The organism is Prevotella sp. P3-92 (assembly GCF_002251205.1).
Classification (GTDB): Bacteria; Bacteroidota; Bacteroidia; order Bacteroidales; family Bacteroidaceae; genus Prevotella.
In genome coordinates this window covers 123,292-137,804 of sequence record NZ_NPJE01000059.1, presented here as the reverse complement: position 1 = coordinate 137,804, position 14,513 = coordinate 123,292, and the positions used below count along the sequence as shown (strand labels likewise).

Sequence of the window (14,513 nt, the reverse complement as noted above, 5' to 3'; positions counted from 1 at the left end):
CCCAATCAGCCAAACGACCAATTGGGGAATGTTATGTTCATCTATTGTGAGACCTCTACTATCTTCCGAGCCATGCTTCAGGATTGAGCTTAGCCGTTTCCTTACGCAATTGGAATTGCAGAATATTGTCTTGACCAATACGTCCAAGGGGTTGACGAGCAGTCACTTTCTGTCCACGGTGTACGTTGACCGATGACAAATTGCAATAAACAGAGATGTAACTGCCGTGACGCACCATGACAATGACCGTGCCTCCGAAGCTGAAGACACCACTCACTTCACCATCGAAGATGCTTCGTGCCTGTGCGCCAGCCTGACCTTGTATATTAATACCCTTATTGTCGAGGCGAACGTTGTTCAGTCCCTCTACATTATACTGACCGAAATGGCTGACGATGCGGTAGCCACCCGTGATAGGCATGGGCAGTCTGCCTCGGTTGCTCTCAAAGTTACCACTGATGCGCCGGTCGTCGCTGCTCATGGTATAGAGCACCTCATCCGATTTTTTCTTAGCTTCTGCCACCTCCTGTTTATGTCGTTTGGCATCTGCGGCAGCCTTACGCTCGGCAGCAATACGAGCCTGTGATGCTTCGTGGGCTGCACGATCGGCAGCATCACGCGCTTTCTTATCGCGAGCCGCCTTGACTTCTGCACGTGCCTTGTCCTCAAGAGCTTTAGCCTCGGCAATGCGTCGCGCGTTTTCGCGTGCAGCCTCTTCGGCCTCCCGCTTCTTGCGAGCCAGTTCTGCATCACGCTTGCGTGCAGCTTCGGCAGCAGCCTTGCGCTTGGCCTCTGCGGCGGCTCTTGCCTTTTGTCTTGCCACTTCTTGGGCAATCAGTCTGTCAATCTGCGCATTGATAGCAGCATCCTTCTTGCGTTGTTGGTCAATGACCCGTTGGATGGTCTTCTGCTGTTTTTGCAACGAAGATACCACATTCTGCTGTTCGGCCTGCTTACCTTCCAGCGAACGTTTCTCACTCTCACCACGAGTCAACAGTTTGTGTTTTGCATCGCGAGCACCAGCCAGTTCGCTGCGCTTGGCAGCGACTTCAGCCTGTTTCACTTTCACATCTTCACCCTGCGAACGCTGATAGGAGGCATATTCCCTCATGAATCGCAAGCGTCGGTACATTTGCGAGAAACTGCTGGCACTAAAGATAAACATCATCTGGCTCTGAACAGATCGATTGCGGTGCATATAGCGCATCGACTTGACATAGCGTCGTTTACACAGTTCCAAATCCTTTTGCAAGGCATCGAGCTCCCGGTTCATTGTCTGTATTTCCACATCAATATTGGAGAGATCGCGACGTATGGTGTCGATGGTGCGACGCTTCGAGGCAATCTCGGTATTGATGATCATCAGATTCTGCAAACGTTGTTTCACATCGCGCTCGTTGCTACGCAGTCGTTGTTCCTGCAGTTTGATCTGTCGCTGAATATTCTTTCTTTGATTCTGCAGACTCTGCACCGACTCTGGTTGGCGCGTTGTCTTACGTTTTGCCGCAGCATTTCCTGTTCGCTTCCGGGTAGATGTTGCTTTGCCCGACGCAGTTTTTTTGCGCTGGGCACTTGTGGTTGTAGTTCTTGCCTTAGGCTTTGCGGTACGTTTCTGCTGTGCCGGCACTACCACAAAGGCAAAGGCAAGAAGAGTGAGTATAATAATTCGCTTCATTCGCTATATTAGAGAGCCATAAAGCGGCGGAGGATTTGATCGACCGTCACCTCACGGTATTTGGCAGAAACCTCTGTTCTGGTTTCCCAGTTATCATCATTCGACAGATAGTTGAGCGTCATTCCAAACTTCACTTCCTTATCTGGAGTGCGGAATGTGATGGCGTGTGTATAGGGGAAGAGACGCTTGCTGGTCTGCTTGAAGTTGCTATAATCCCAGTTCAACGAGTAGTTGCCACGGATTCTGTCTTCATAGACAATATTAGCCATCTTCACCTGTGCGCCCTCCTTATCAGCCAGCCAACGATAGCTGAGCTTATCTTTTGCAAAACTGATAACGGCATCGTCTCCATAGAGATCGGTAGTAAAATTCTTCAGCATCTCATCGGTCATCGCAGTATTGCCCGGCTGGAAGAGTTCATTCCAGAAGAGAGCCTGCAGCGAATAGAAGTTGAGTCCGCTATTGCGCATGAAGTCCAACTGATTGTAGTTGGCTTTGAGATACTGCTTGTTGATACGGTCCATGATGAGGACATAGTCTTTGGTGAATTCCAGTCTGCCTGCCTCCACAAATCCAAAGGCTGTGAGTTGCAGACGGATCACATCATCGCGCTTCATCTTGAGGTTGCCGGTGAGGGTGAGATGCTGATTGCCCACCTCTACAGAGAACTTCACTTTAGATGTGATAAACTTGGCATACTGCGCATTGTCAGTAACCTTTTGCAGGAATTCCTGCTGTTGGGCGGTAGCCACTGGTGCCTTCGAGGCATTGTCCTTGACTGCTTTTTTCTGAGTTCCGCAGGATGCGAGGGCAAATGCCACTGCCAGTCCTGCAAGTTTCATCATGCTGGTTGCTTTCATTCTTTTACGTACTTCTTTAGTTTAATTTTACGTGCTATGATTTTTAAACGGTTATCTTCTGATCCGACTGTTTGTCGGGTTCGTTCCAAAGCTTGCTTCCAATACTCGACCGCCTGCTGCTTATTGCCTACATGATAATAGATGTCTCCGGCATGTTCCAACAATACTGCCGATGTGTCGGAATCGCATTGCAGGGTCTGGTCTATATAGATTTTGGCTTCGGCATAACGTTTCTGCCGAAAGAGAATCCATGCGTATGTATCGAGGAACGTCGCATTTTTAGGTTCAGCCTTTACGGTTTTGAGCGACATTTGCTCGGCTTTATCGAGCTGCAGGCCGGTTTCTGAGAGATAATAGGCATAGTTGTTGAGACATCCCACATTATCTTCTTTCCATTGCAGACAGGAGTCATAAGCCGCATAAGCCTCTTTGTCGAATCCTTTCTGATGGTAGATATCCCCCATGACAGCATAGAAATCGCTGACAATATCAGGATCGCTGTCCTGTGTGATCACTCCGATGCCATTCTGGAAGGCATTGAGCGCCTCGTCAAGTTTGTCTTGTTGATAGTAAGCCACACCCTGATAATAATAAAATGCCATTTCATCGGGATTGTAGAGGCGTGCCCCCTGACACAGGCTGACCACTCGCGGCATATCCTGATCTCGCCAGGCATAATCAACGAGTTGCAATCTTGCTGCTGCATTATCCGGTGTTTCTGCAATAACACGGTCGAGCACAACGGTAATCGTGTCGCGTGGCATATTCTTTAGCGTCATATAAGCGACACAAAGCATGGCAACATCAGCATCGAGAGGCTTTTGCTCAAGCATACGGTCAAAGAGGTAGAGCACACGAGTGGAGTCACCGCCATTCTGTTCGCTCTCTGCGATTTCTTGTCTCATGAGCGACACCCTATCCTGCGAAGTAGCATTTTTACTGACCAGGACACGCTGCATCAGCGAGTCAACCACATCAGGGTCTCCATGTTTCTGCTCGTATTGCAACAGGGCAAGGAGTGTGAAACGGTTGTCGGGATCCTGTTCAAGGATTTCATCATAGATGTCGAGTCCTTTTTCTTCCTGCCCATTATTGATGAGCGCCTGTGCATAGAGTCCCCTGTAATTCAAATCATTAGGATACTGATTGGCAAGTTTCTGCATCTCACGGATGGCAGCTTTCTTATTGCCGAGTTGGGTATAGTATCCGCTTTTCTTCAATGAGAACTGTGGACTTCTGCCTTCCATCACCTCCAAGCGGTTGAGTGTTTGGATGGCAGATTTGTAATCTTGCTGGTCTTCATAAATAGACACCAGTGCGCCAAGCACATCCTCTCTATCGTGGTTAGCCTCATAGATACGGTTCAACACCTCGATGGCTTTGGGGTAATCCTGCTTGCTGAGATACAGATTGGCGAGTATTTCTTGATAGGTAGAAATATCGGGATCGAGCGAAGCAGCCTTTTCCACACAACGTTGTGCCTTGTCGTTTTCCTTCAAAGCATCATAGTATTGTGCCAGAAAATACCATGCTTCAGACTTGGTAGAGTCTATATCGACACAATGGCGCAACAGGTCGAAGGCCGCATCGTTGTTGCCTTTGACACGCTGGTTGATGGCTTCAAGGAAGAACGCATCGTATTTTCTCGATGTATCCTCATCGGTCTGTGCTGTTACAGCCGTGCAGACCAGAGCCACTACCAATAGAATGATTGTATATCTGCGTTTCATGTGTCTTCTTTACACTAACATCTCGTCTGTTACTGCGCTACTAATTACTTCACGCCAGTATGACCATACCCGCCTTCGCCACGCTCGGTTTCATCGAGTGTTTCTACGAGTGAGAACTCCACTTGCTCATATCGTGCCACTACCAACTGGGCAATGCGCTCTCCGTCGTTGATGGTGAAGTCTTCCTGCGATAAGTTGATAAGCACCACACCAATCTCACCGCGATAGTCGGCATCGATAGTGCCAGGGGCATTAAGTACGGTCAAACCATGCTTCAGCGCTAATCCGCTACGGGGTCTTACTTGTGCTTCATAACCCTCAGGCAATGCAATATGCAGTCCGGTGGGTATGAGCCGACGCTCCATAGGATGGAGCACAACAGGCTCTTCAAGGTTGGCACGGAGATCCATTCCCGCACTTTGCGATGTGGCGTATGTGGGCATAGGTTGGCGTCCACGATTGATAGCGTTAATTTTCAGCATTTGTTGGTTTATTTATAATAATGTGCAAATTTACAGAATTCCTACCAAACTGCCATCGTTTTTTGCAGAAAACTTTGTAGGTTTCATACTTTTTAGTAACTTTGCCATCATGGAATGGACTAAACTCATATCAAACAAACGCCTCGGACAGGAGCATCACCACACCGAGCGCCACGACGACCGTACTGAATTTAAGCGTGATTACGACCGACTGATATTCTCGGCGCCCTTTCGACGACTGCAAAACAAGACGCAAGTATTTCCTCTGCCGGGTAGCGTCTTTGTTCACAATCGCCTTACCCACTCGCTGGAAGTGGCAAGTGTGGGAATGTCGTTGGGCAACGATGTGGCGCAAAGACTTATTGCCGAGAATCGTCCCGAACTGAAAGATACACTTTTTGAACAGATTGGGCAGATTGTTTCAACGGCCTGTCTGGCACACGATTTGGGCAATCCGCCATTTGGTCATAGTGGCGAGAAAGCCATTCAAACCTTCTTTACCGAAGGCGAAGGACTGCAACTGAAACCGTTGGTAAGTGATGCATTTTGGGACGACATCACCCATTTCGAGGGTAATGCCAATGCTTTTCGCCTGTTGACCCATCAGTTTAAGGGGCGGCGCACAGGTGGTTTCGTCATGACTTACAGCACGCTGGCAAGTATCGTAAAGTACCCTTATGCCTCATCGGCAGCTGGCAAGAAGGGCAAATTCGGTTTCTTTCAGTCAGAACAGGATTTCTACCAACGAATTGCCGATGAAATGGGGATAATTCGCTTATCTCACACAGAAGAGCCCTTGCGGTACGCACGCCATCCATTAGTCTATTTGGTAGAGGCAGCCGATGACATCTGCTATGAAGTCATGGATATTGAGGATGCTCACAAACTGAAGATTCTATCATACGAAGAGACCGAGCGCTTACTGCTCAACTTCTTCGACGAAGCCACCCAGGCGAAGATTCGCCAACGCATCGACGACGAGGCGTTGCAGGACACCAACGAAAAGATTGTGTATTTGCGTGCTTGCGTGATAGGAAAGTTAGAAAACGAATGTGCCAACGCATTTGTCGAAAACGAAGAAAACATTCTCAACGGTACGTTTACCGGCTGTTTGATAGACCACATCCATCCCACTCAAAAAGAGGCCTACCGCCGGTGTGCTGAACTTTCAAAGGTGCGCATCTATCGCAGCCGACCGGTTCTTGACGTGGAGCTTTCGGGTTATAAGATTATGGAAACGCTCATGAAACAAATGACCGAAGCCGTCATGCATCCCGAGCGTTACTATTCACAACAGCTCATCAGTAGGGTTTCCAGCCAATACGATATTCAGGCCGACAACCTTGAAACACGCATCATGGCGGTTATCGACTATATTGCAGGAATGACCGATGTTTATGCACTCGACGTTTATCAGAAGATCAACGGCATTTCACTACCTATCGTATAAGCCAAACTTGATTGACGCATCGGGAGTGGGCTAAAGCAATCAGCTTCTTTCTCGATTAGACCTTTGAGCCAAAACAGCAAAAAAACATCGGTTCCATCGCAATTTTCCCACCATCATTCAAGGATATTTGCAATGGAACCGATTATCTGAAAATCCATAGAAGGCGCTCCTTATTCTCCTTGGGGCGTCTTCTCTTTATAGATAACATTATTAGCGCCGCTTGTAATCTTCAAAGCCTCAGGATGCGACTGAACAAACGAGTCGATATGGCGCTGACGCTTCTCTTCAAGTATTTCGTCAACGGCTATAAGGATTCCCGTTTCCTCCACATCGCCAAAACCATAATTGATGGCTGTGCCAAAGAGTTTCATGGTGGGCGACAAACTCATATAAGCATTAACCAATGGGGGAATATTATAGCCCAACTTTCTAATCTCCCGATTGAGGATACGATAGTCATCTTTAAAGTCCTTGCCAGAGAAGAGCGCCTCAAATTCGCGCACGTCAGACTCCAATTGTAGCGGTTTCATCGGGATAATGAGATGTTCTTTATCGTCGAAATGCTTTTTCAAGAAATAGAGAATCATGTCGCGTCCCTTACGGATATAAGAGGGGTACATGGTCATTTTTCCGAAATAGTAGCGTATATTAGGACGAATAACCGTGAGTGCGCCAAGTCCATCCCACAGGTTATCGAGTGCGAAGAGACTCTTGGCGCCCATGCGAGACGACTGATAAGGAAGCGAGACAAACGACCGACCGAGTTCTACGGTCTGGGGTGCATAGTCTTTGATAAACTTTTCAGAGAAATGGAACATGTGACTGGTGGCAAGAATAGGTTGTCCCTTGTCATCATATTCCCAGTCAGTACCCAGCAAATAACGGTAACCTCCGATAATCTCTTCCGCCTCCGGGTTCCACACGATGAGCTGTTTGTAGCATCGCTCGCACGTATCAAACTCGTCGATATCGACTTCCTTGCCAGTTCCTCCGCCAGCCTCGCGGAAAGCAATCTCTCGCAGTCGCCCGATCTCCTGCATCACGTTGGGTGCATTGTGTGCGGTAATGACATAGATTTCATTGTTGCTCTTGTTGGTCATGCGAAGGCGCTTGTCAGGCGTCAGTTCGCTTTTGAGCACTTCCTTGTCAATGGGTTGAATAATTGGCTGTTCCATTTGCTTATCTGTCTGTTAGCTATAAGTTGTTCTTCTGTTGGTTTATAGACTATACACGATATCTTGCACATATTGTGCCCATTCCATCGGTGTTTTCGATTTATCAAAGGTTTGCCAGGGAATAGGCTTGCCTATTTTTATTTCGAAGTTTTTGCCTACGTTCTTATACATTTCATCTACAAGGAAAAGCATGGCAAGGTTAAACTTCAGATGTTTGTCGCTAAAATTAGCCAAACGATAGAAGAAATCAGAATTTTGCCCACTGAAATGGATGGGCACAATATCGCGCTGATACTCCACACTCTTGACAATAAAAGTCTTGCTCCATGCCACATCGCGAATCACGCCGTTTCGGCGACGTGAACAAATGCCTGCAGGATACATCAGCATGTGGTTGTCGCTTTCAAAGCCAGCTTTCACCATTGCCGGGAAGTTACGGCCTTGTTTACCTGTTTTGTTGATAGGAATGCAAAGCGGAGCCAGTCCTGGAAGATTCATCAGCAGGTCATTGACGAGATAACGGAATCGACTGTCGTAATGACGACCGATAATGGCGCCGAGCGCTACACCATCTTCTCCGCCCAACGGATGGTTGGAAACAAAGGTATAGAGGCGGCCGTCGTTGGGATCGGGAAGATTCTCTTTGCCCACGATCTTGATGGTCATTTGCAGATATTCGACACAAGCTTCGAGCCATTCGGTACCTGTTTTATGGCGGCTTTCCCACAGGAATGCGTTGACGCGATCCTGATGCACAATACGTTTCAGCCACGATACCAATGGGCGGGGCACCCATTTGGATTTGGCACCCAACTTATTCTTGAGTATCTGGTCAATATCAATCGTTTTCTCTGTTATCTGATTCATTTCTCTCTTACATACATACTAATCAGATGCAAAATTAAGAAATTAGTTTGAGAAACAGCACATTTTTTCACGAAAAACTTTTAATCTTCGTGTTTTTGTAATCACATTGGGCGTTTTTGCAACATTACACAAATAGCAAACAGCATAAAAGATCCACAAAAACGAGCAAGAAACTGTCTGCCTTGCTCGGTTATCAACCAACTTTTTGATTTGTTCTGCATCGACAAGTTTCCCATTTTCTTCCCATCATTCTCCCTTCACTTTCGCATAATCAACCGCAAGTTTTGGGACTTAATTGGGACTTAATTGGGAGATACATCGGACTCAGTTGAGAATTTCATCGAAAGAATACAAGACTTTCATCTGACTCTGTTTTGAGTTGCCCACATGCTCCTGCGGGCGACTTCATCCCGAAGGCATCCCGAACATATCCCGAAGACAAAGGGTTTGATGAAGTTCGTCAAAATGCAAGTTGAAGTTTCGCTTGCGAGAGCTTAACGCCAAGACTTCAAAAACACAATACGCTTTACTGTAAAACCGAACCTCAATATTACGAAAAACGCTCCACCGGAATACCACTTACAAGCATTTACGGATAAACCTATATATCAGGAACTTACACTCTAAAAACATCATACCCGCAAAAATAATCATAAAAAAAGTGGGGAAATGTGGGGAAATATGGAGGATTTTGTTTAATTTTGCAAGCGAGAATTAAAATCATATTATAAATAAGTACGCATGCGTTTTTTAGGTAATATAGAAGCAAAGGCTGACGCCAAGGGGCGTGCATTCCTGCCTGCAACATTCAGAAAAGTATTGCAGACTGGGGGTGAAGAGCGTCTTGTGCTAAGAAAAGACGTGTTTCAGACCTGCCTCGTGCTCTATCCAGAATCTGTATGGAACGAGCAAATGGACAGCATGCGCCAACGACTGAACCGCTGGAATAAGACCCAACAACAAGTGTTTCGACAGTTTGTGAGCGACGTAGAACTTGTCAGCCTCGACGGAAACGGTCGTTTTCTCATACCCAAACGCTTCCAACGGATGGCTAATATCGAACAAGAAATCCGATTCATCGGCATGGGCGACACCATCGAAATATGGAGCAATAGCGAGGCAGAACAGCAGAAAATGAGTGCCGAAGACTTCGGAAACGCACTCGAAGAACTGATGACAGACAACGATAAACTCTAAACCGACATGGCAAAAACGGCAGAAACATACCACGTACCTGTGCTCCTCAACGAGAGCATCAACGGACTTGACATCAAGCCCGATGGCATCTATGTAGATGTGACATTCGGCGGAGGTGGACATTCGCGCGAAATACTGCGTCATCTCGGTCCCAATGGACATCTCTACAGCTTCGACCAAGATGCCGATGCAGAGCAAAACATCGTGAATGACGACCGTTTCACCTTTGTCAGAAGCAACTTCCGCTACCTCTGCAACTGGATGCGTTACTATGGCATCGACCATATCGACGGGCTGTTGGCTGATCTTGGCGTATCAAGCCACCACTTCGACGACGAGACCAGGGGCTTTTCCTTCCGATTCGATGCACCATTGGATATGAGAATGAACAAACGCGCAGGTACAACTGCAGCCGATATTCTCAACAACTATGCAGAAAGTCAGTTGGCAGACATCTTCTACCTCTACGGAGAAATGAAGAGTGCACGACGCATCGCCGCCGCCATCGTCAAGGCAAGAGCCGTCCACCCCATCGTCACAACAAGCGACCTGACCACCGTCATCGAACCGCTAATGCGCTCCGAGCGGGAGAAAAAAGACATGGCGAGACTCTATCAGGCACTTCGCATCGAAGTCAACCATGAGATGGACGCCCTGCGCGACATGTTGCTGGGAGCAACCCGAATGTTGGGAAAAGGCGGAAGACTGAGCGTCATCACCTACCACTCATTAGAAGACCGACTCGTGAAAAACGTGATGAAAGCCGGTAATGTGGAAGGAAAAATAGAACAAGACTTCTTCGGACGCATCACCAGCCCATTCCGGTTGGTCAACAACAAGGTCATCACACCCTGCGACGAAGAACTTCAAAACAATCCCAGAAGCCGTAGCGCAAAACTGAGAATAGCAGAGAAAACAGAATAACACCACAAGAAAATGACAAATAAAGATTCAGACATCATTCTCGACGAGAATAAGGAAACCACAGAAGACGCCGCCGTCAGTAAAAAACAGATGCGCGCCGAAAAGGCAGAACAGCAGCTGCAAGAGACGCTGAAGAAGATACAGGAGACGGCACAGGACAGCGATACCCATCCCGGACAACAGCTCAGCATGAAGAGCGTATTGGGTGGCGACTTCCTGACGGCAGACTTTGTGCGCGCTCAAGTCGGACTGATCCTCCTTGTGGTGGCATTCACACTCGTCTATATCGCATTCCGCTATCAATATCAGCAAGACATGGTAACCATACGAAAACTGGAGATTCAGCTCAAGGATGCTAAAAACAAAGCATTGGCAGCATCGAGCACGCTCACCGAAAAATGCCGTGAGAGCCATGTACTCGAAACACTTCAACAAAACAAGGACTCGGTATTACACATAGCCGACCAGCCACCATATATTATACAAGTGCCCGAAAACTAAACCCGTCAATGAGTAAAATAAACAATAGCAGCATAGCACAGCGGTATTTCTGGATCGCTTTCGCACTGGTAATCGTATTCATTATGATTATCGGAAAGGCATTCTATACCATGACGGCAAAGAAACAATACTGGATAGAGGTGGCAAGCAGACTCAAGAGCGACAGTATTACCGTCAAGCCCAACCGAGGAAATATCCTCAGTTGCGACGGACAACTCATGGCAAGTTCTATTCCCGAATACAAAATCTATATGGACTTCGGTATAGATAACGAGGACCAAGACTCGCTATGGAACGACAAAGTGGATTCTGTCTGCACAGGTCTCAGCAAGATATTCCCTGAGCGTTCGGCTGCGGAGTTCAAACGACATCTCGAAGAAGGACACAACAAAAAGGCACGCCACTGGCCCATTTGGCCCAAACGCATCACCTACAACACCTATACGGAGGTGAAGGCGCTGCCGTTCTTCTCACTCTCGAAAAACGCAAGTGGATTCCACGAAGAGGAATTTAATGCACGCCGGCGCCCATTCGGATCACTGGGCGAACGCACCATCGGTTCTATGTATGGCGCAAAAGACAGCGCCAGACTCGGACTGGAACTGGCTTACGACACAATTCTCCGCGGAACACCAGGTCTCAATAAGCGACGCAAAGTGCTCAACGCACAACTGAACATTCCGGTCACGCTACCCATCGACGGATGCGACATCGTCACAACTATTGATGTCAACATGCAAGACTTGGCAGAACGCGCACTCGTGGCAGAACTGAAAAAAGACAACTGCGACCTCGGCGTTGCCATCCTCATGGAAGTGGCGACGGGCGATATCAAGGCTATTGTCAACATGGAGCGTTGCCCAGGCGACGTATTCCGCGAAACAAAAAACTTTGCCGTGGCTGACCTGCGCGAACCTGGATCGGTATTCAAAACCGCATCTGTCATGGTAGCGCTCGACGACGGAGTGGCTGATACCGCACAACACATAGAAACAGCTGGAGGCATCTGGCCCATGCACGGCGCACAGATGAAAGACCACAACTGGCGAAAAGGCGGTTATGGCTACATCTCTCTCGGACGTGCGATGGAAGTCAGTTCGAACATCGGTATCAGCCGAGTGATCGACGAAAACTACGGCAACCGACCTGAGAAATATGTGGAAGGAATCTACCGCACAGGACTTGCAGCCGACCTCAAACTGCCCATTCAGGGATATGCAAGACCTCACATCCGCATGCCCAAGAAGAACAAGCGAGGACAATGGCTCAACTGGAGTAAGACCGCACTACCGTGGATGTCGATAGGATACGAGACTCAGCTTCCACCAATATCCACACTCACCTTCTATAACGCCATTGCCAATGATGGTGTGATGATGCGCCCACGCTTTGTGAAATACATCATGAAAGAAGGGAAAGTCGTGGAGGAATATCCACCGACGAAGGTCATGGAGAAACGAATGGCTAAAATGAAAACCGTGAAAATCGTGCAATCGCTACTCGAACGAGTGGTCAGCAAAGGCACAGGTAAGAAAGCCGGATCGAGAATGTTCCATGTGGCGGGAAAAACCGGAACCGCACAAGTGGCACAGGGTGGCGGTTATAAAACAGGAGGTATTGCCTATTGGCTTTCATTTGCAGGTTATTTCCCCGCAGAAAAGCCACGCTACTCCTGCATCGTCTGCATCAAAAGATCAGGATACGGTGGTTCTGGCGGTATGAGTGCCGATGTGTTCCACCAGATTTCAGAAGGTGTAATGGCGCGTAACCTCAAACTCGGCATCAACGATGCCCATGACGAAAACTCCATAGTAATACCCGATGTAAAACGAGGCGATATGGGAGCCGCCGGCTATGTATTGAGCCATCTCGGCATTAAAACCTCAGAAAACTGGAGCGGATCGTATGCAGACGGCAACCCGATATGGGGCTCAGCCGAACGTCATAGTAACAAAGTGGCTCTCCACAAACACGACGTAGGCAAGGGTATCGTACCCGATGTTGTGGGCATGGGCGCCAAAGATGCAGTTTATCTGTTGGAGTCAACAGGAATGAAAGTAAAGCTCCAAGGCCGTGGGCATGTCAAACGACAAAGTTGCCAAGCCGGACAGAAACTACAAAAAGGAACCGTCTGCACCCTGATATTGGAATAAATAAACATATGTTGAACTCTTATATTAATATAATAAGGTATATGAAACTTAGCGAACTGCTGAAATCCGTCAGCATCCTGCAAATAGCAGGACCGGCAGAAACCGAAATTACAGGCGTGAATATCGACTCACGCAAAATAGAGAAGGGACATCTCTTTGTGGCTATCAAAGGCACACAGACTGATGGACACAAGTTCATAGCCAAAGCCATAGAACTGGGAGCAACTGCCATTCTCTGCGAGGATATGCCTGAGGAAAAAATCGAAAGCGTAAGCTACTTGCAAGTGGCTTCAACCGAAGATGTGGTAGGTCAGGTGGCAACCAATTTCTACGGCAATCCTTCTAAGAAACTCAAACTGGTGGGAGTTACTGGCACCAACGGTAAAACAACCATCGCCACATTGCTCTACAACATGTTCCGTAAGTTCGGACACCGTTGCGGACTGCTCTCAACCGTCTGCAATTATATTGAAGACGAAGCCATTGCAGCCGATCATACCACTCCAGACCCCATCGAACTCAATCATCTGCTCCACCGCATGGTTGAAGCTGGATGCGAATACGCCTTCATGGAGTGTTCAAGCCATGCCATTGCGCAAAAACGTATCGGCGGATTGACATTTGCAGGAGGCATCTTCACCAATCTCACACGCGACCACCTCGACTATCATAAGACTTTCGAAAACTATCGCAACGCCAAGAAGGCATTCTTCGACGGACTGCCCAAAGAGGCTTTTGCCATCACCAATGCCGATGACAAAAACGGTAGCGTCATGGTTCAAAACTGCAAAGCCAATATCAAGACCTACTCCATACGCCAAATGGCTGACTTCCGCGCACACATTATCGAATGTCACTTTGAAGGCATGTATCTCGAAATCAACGGTCGAGAAGTAGGCGTGCAATTCATCGGTAAGTTCAACGTCAGCAACCTTTTGGCTGTCTATGGCGCTGCTGTCATGCTGGGCAAGAATCCCGAAGACGTTCTCGTTGTGATGAGTACGCTGAAAAGCGTGGCTGGACGCTTGGAGCCGATTCGTTCCAAAGACGGAATCACAGCCGTAGTAGATTATGCACATACTCCCGATGCATTGGAGAATGTACTTAATGCCATCCACGAAGTACTCGAAGGCAAAGAGGGACACGTCATCACAGTTTGTGGCGCAGGAGGCAACCGCGACAAAGGCAAACGCCCGCTCATGGCACAAGAGGCTGTCAAACAGAGCGACCGCGTCATCATCACCAGCGATAACCCACGCTTTGAGGAACCACAAGATATCATCAACGACATGCTGGCGGGCCTCACTCCTCAACAGATGAAAAAGGTCGTGAGCATCGTCGATCGAAAAGAAGCCATCCGTACCGCCTGCATGATGGCACAAAAAGGCGATGTCATCCTCATAGCAGGTAAAGGTCATGAAGACTATCAAGAGATAAAAGGCGTAAAACATCATTTCGACGACCGCGAAGTGGTCAGAGATATTTTTAACTCATAATTC

General features: G+C 47.9%; 12 protein-coding genes. 6 read left to right on the top strand and 6 right to left on the bottom strand.

Translation table 11 applies throughout. The annotated features are described in order from the left end of the window. Positions 1-58 precede the first annotated feature (58 nt). The 4 genes from CIK93_RS09750 to dut are packed head-to-tail and all read right to left on the bottom strand — an operon-like array spanning position 59 to position 4,747. Entirely contained in the window at positions 59-1,675 is a 1,617-nt protein-coding gene (locus CIK93_RS09750; RefSeq protein ID WP_094447223.1) for a murein hydrolase activator EnvC, read from the bottom strand. A gap of 8 nt (positions 1,676-1,683) precedes the next feature. Then, positions 1,684-2,535: a DUF4292 domain-containing protein gene (locus CIK93_RS09745; RefSeq protein ID WP_094434635.1), complete on the bottom strand. Its 852-nt coding sequence runs from the start codon at positions 2,533-2,535 to the stop codon at positions 1,684-1,686. After that, on the bottom strand, positions 2,532-4,265 hold the full coding sequence (locus tag CIK93_RS09740) for a tetratricopeptide repeat protein (protein ID WP_094447222.1): 1,734 nt from the start codon (positions 4,263-4,265) through the stop codon (positions 2,532-2,534). Before CIK93_RS09740 ends, CIK93_RS09745 begins: the two co-directional genes overlap by 4 nt. 44 nt (positions 4,266-4,309) lie before the next feature. Further along, positions 4,310-4,747 (bottom strand): dUTP diphosphatase, encoded by a 438-nt coding sequence (dut, locus tag CIK93_RS09735; RefSeq protein ID WP_094391750.1) that lies wholly within the window; start codon positions 4,745-4,747, stop codon positions 4,310-4,312. Positions 4,748-4,856: 109 nt separating this feature from the next. Between dut and dgt the strand changes: the two genes are divergently transcribed. Then, positions 4,857-6,197 carry a dGTP triphosphohydrolase gene (gene dgt / locus CIK93_RS09730; protein ID WP_094447288.1) on the top strand — a complete coding sequence of 447 codons (1,341 nt, stop codon included), beginning with the start codon at positions 4,857-4,859 and terminating at the stop codon, positions 6,195-6,197. Positions 6,198-6,367: 170 nt separating this feature from the next. On the opposite strand, the gene CIK93_RS09725 is transcribed toward dgt, so the two are convergent. Next, positions 6,368-7,372: a GNAT family N-acetyltransferase gene (locus CIK93_RS09725; RefSeq protein WP_094434639.1), complete on the bottom strand. Its 1,005-nt coding sequence runs from the start codon at positions 7,370-7,372 to the stop codon at positions 6,368-6,370. 42 nt (positions 7,373-7,414) lie between these two features. Continuing rightward, positions 7,415-8,239 carry a glycerol acyltransferase gene (locus CIK93_RS09720; protein WP_094391748.1) on the bottom strand — a complete coding sequence of 275 codons (825 nt, stop codon included), beginning with the start codon at positions 8,237-8,239 and terminating at the stop codon, positions 7,415-7,417. A gap of 741 nt (positions 8,240-8,980) precedes the next feature. On the opposite strand from CIK93_RS09720, the gene mraZ reads away from it, so the two are divergent. From mraZ to CIK93_RS09695, 5 genes are read left to right on the top strand one after another with little or no spacing between them, the layout of a single operon-like run. Continuing rightward, a complete protein-coding gene (mraZ, locus tag CIK93_RS09715) occupies positions 8,981-9,436 on the top strand; it encodes a division/cell wall cluster transcriptional repressor MraZ (RefSeq protein WP_094391747.1) in 456 nt (151 codons plus the stop codon). 6 nt (positions 9,437-9,442) lie between these two features. Further along, complete coding sequence (gene rsmH, locus CIK93_RS09710) at positions 9,443-10,360, top strand: 16S rRNA (cytosine(1402)-N(4))-methyltransferase RsmH (RefSeq protein ID WP_094447221.1); 918 nt, start codon at positions 9,443-9,445, stop codon at positions 10,358-10,360. Between the two features lie 12 nt (positions 10,361-10,372). Then, positions 10,373-10,861 (top strand): FtsL-like putative cell division protein, encoded by a 489-nt coding sequence (locus CIK93_RS09705; protein ID WP_254046324.1) that lies wholly within the window; start codon positions 10,373-10,375, stop codon positions 10,859-10,861. Positions 10,862-10,869: 8 nt separating this feature from the next. After that, positions 10,870-13,014: a penicillin-binding protein gene (locus CIK93_RS09700; RefSeq protein ID WP_094391745.1), complete on the top strand. Its 2,145-nt coding sequence runs from the start codon at positions 10,870-10,872 to the stop codon at positions 13,012-13,014. A 41-nt stretch (positions 13,015-13,055) separates the two neighbouring features. Continuing rightward, a complete protein-coding gene (locus CIK93_RS09695) occupies positions 13,056-14,510 on the top strand; it encodes a UDP-N-acetylmuramoyl-L-alanyl-D-glutamate--2,6-diaminopimelate ligase (protein WP_094391744.1) in 1,455 nt (484 codons plus the stop codon). Positions 14,511-14,513: the final 3 nt, after the last annotated feature.

Coding starts and splice junctions, on each gene's coding strand:
- CIK93_RS09750 (WP_094447223.1), bottom strand. CDS start 1,675: ATGAAGCGAATTATTATACTCACTCTTCTTGCCTTTGCCTTTGTGGTA.
- CIK93_RS09745 (WP_094434635.1), bottom strand. CDS start 2,535: ATGAAAGCAACCAGCATGATGAAACTTGCAGGACTGGCAGTGGCATTT.
- CIK93_RS09740 (WP_094447222.1), bottom strand. CDS start 4,265: ATGAAACGCAGATATACAATCATTCTATTGGTAGTGGCTCTGGTCTGC.
- dut (WP_094391750.1), bottom strand. CDS start 4,747: ATGCTGAAAATTAACGCTATCAATCGTGGACGCCAACCTATGCCCACA.
- dgt (WP_094447288.1), top strand. CDS start 4,857: ATGGAATGGACTAAACTCATATCAAACAAACGCCTCGGACAGGAGCAT.
- CIK93_RS09725 (WP_094434639.1), bottom strand. CDS start 7,372: ATGGAACAGCCAATTATTCAACCCATTGACAAGGAAGTGCTCAAAAGC.
- CIK93_RS09720 (WP_094391748.1), bottom strand. CDS start 8,239: ATGAATCAGATAACAGAGAAAACGATTGATATTGACCAGATACTCAAG.
- mraZ (WP_094391747.1), top strand. CDS start 8,981: ATGCGTTTTTTAGGTAATATAGAAGCAAAGGCTGACGCCAAGGGGCGT.
- rsmH (WP_094447221.1), top strand. CDS start 9,443: ATGGCAAAAACGGCAGAAACATACCACGTACCTGTGCTCCTCAACGAG.
- CIK93_RS09705 (WP_254046324.1), top strand. CDS start 10,373: ATGACAAATAAAGATTCAGACATCATTCTCGACGAGAATAAGGAAACC.
- CIK93_RS09700 (WP_094391745.1), top strand. CDS start 10,870: ATGAGTAAAATAAACAATAGCAGCATAGCACAGCGGTATTTCTGGATC.
- CIK93_RS09695 (WP_094391744.1), top strand. CDS start 13,056: ATGAAACTTAGCGAACTGCTGAAATCCGTCAGCATCCTGCAAATAGCA.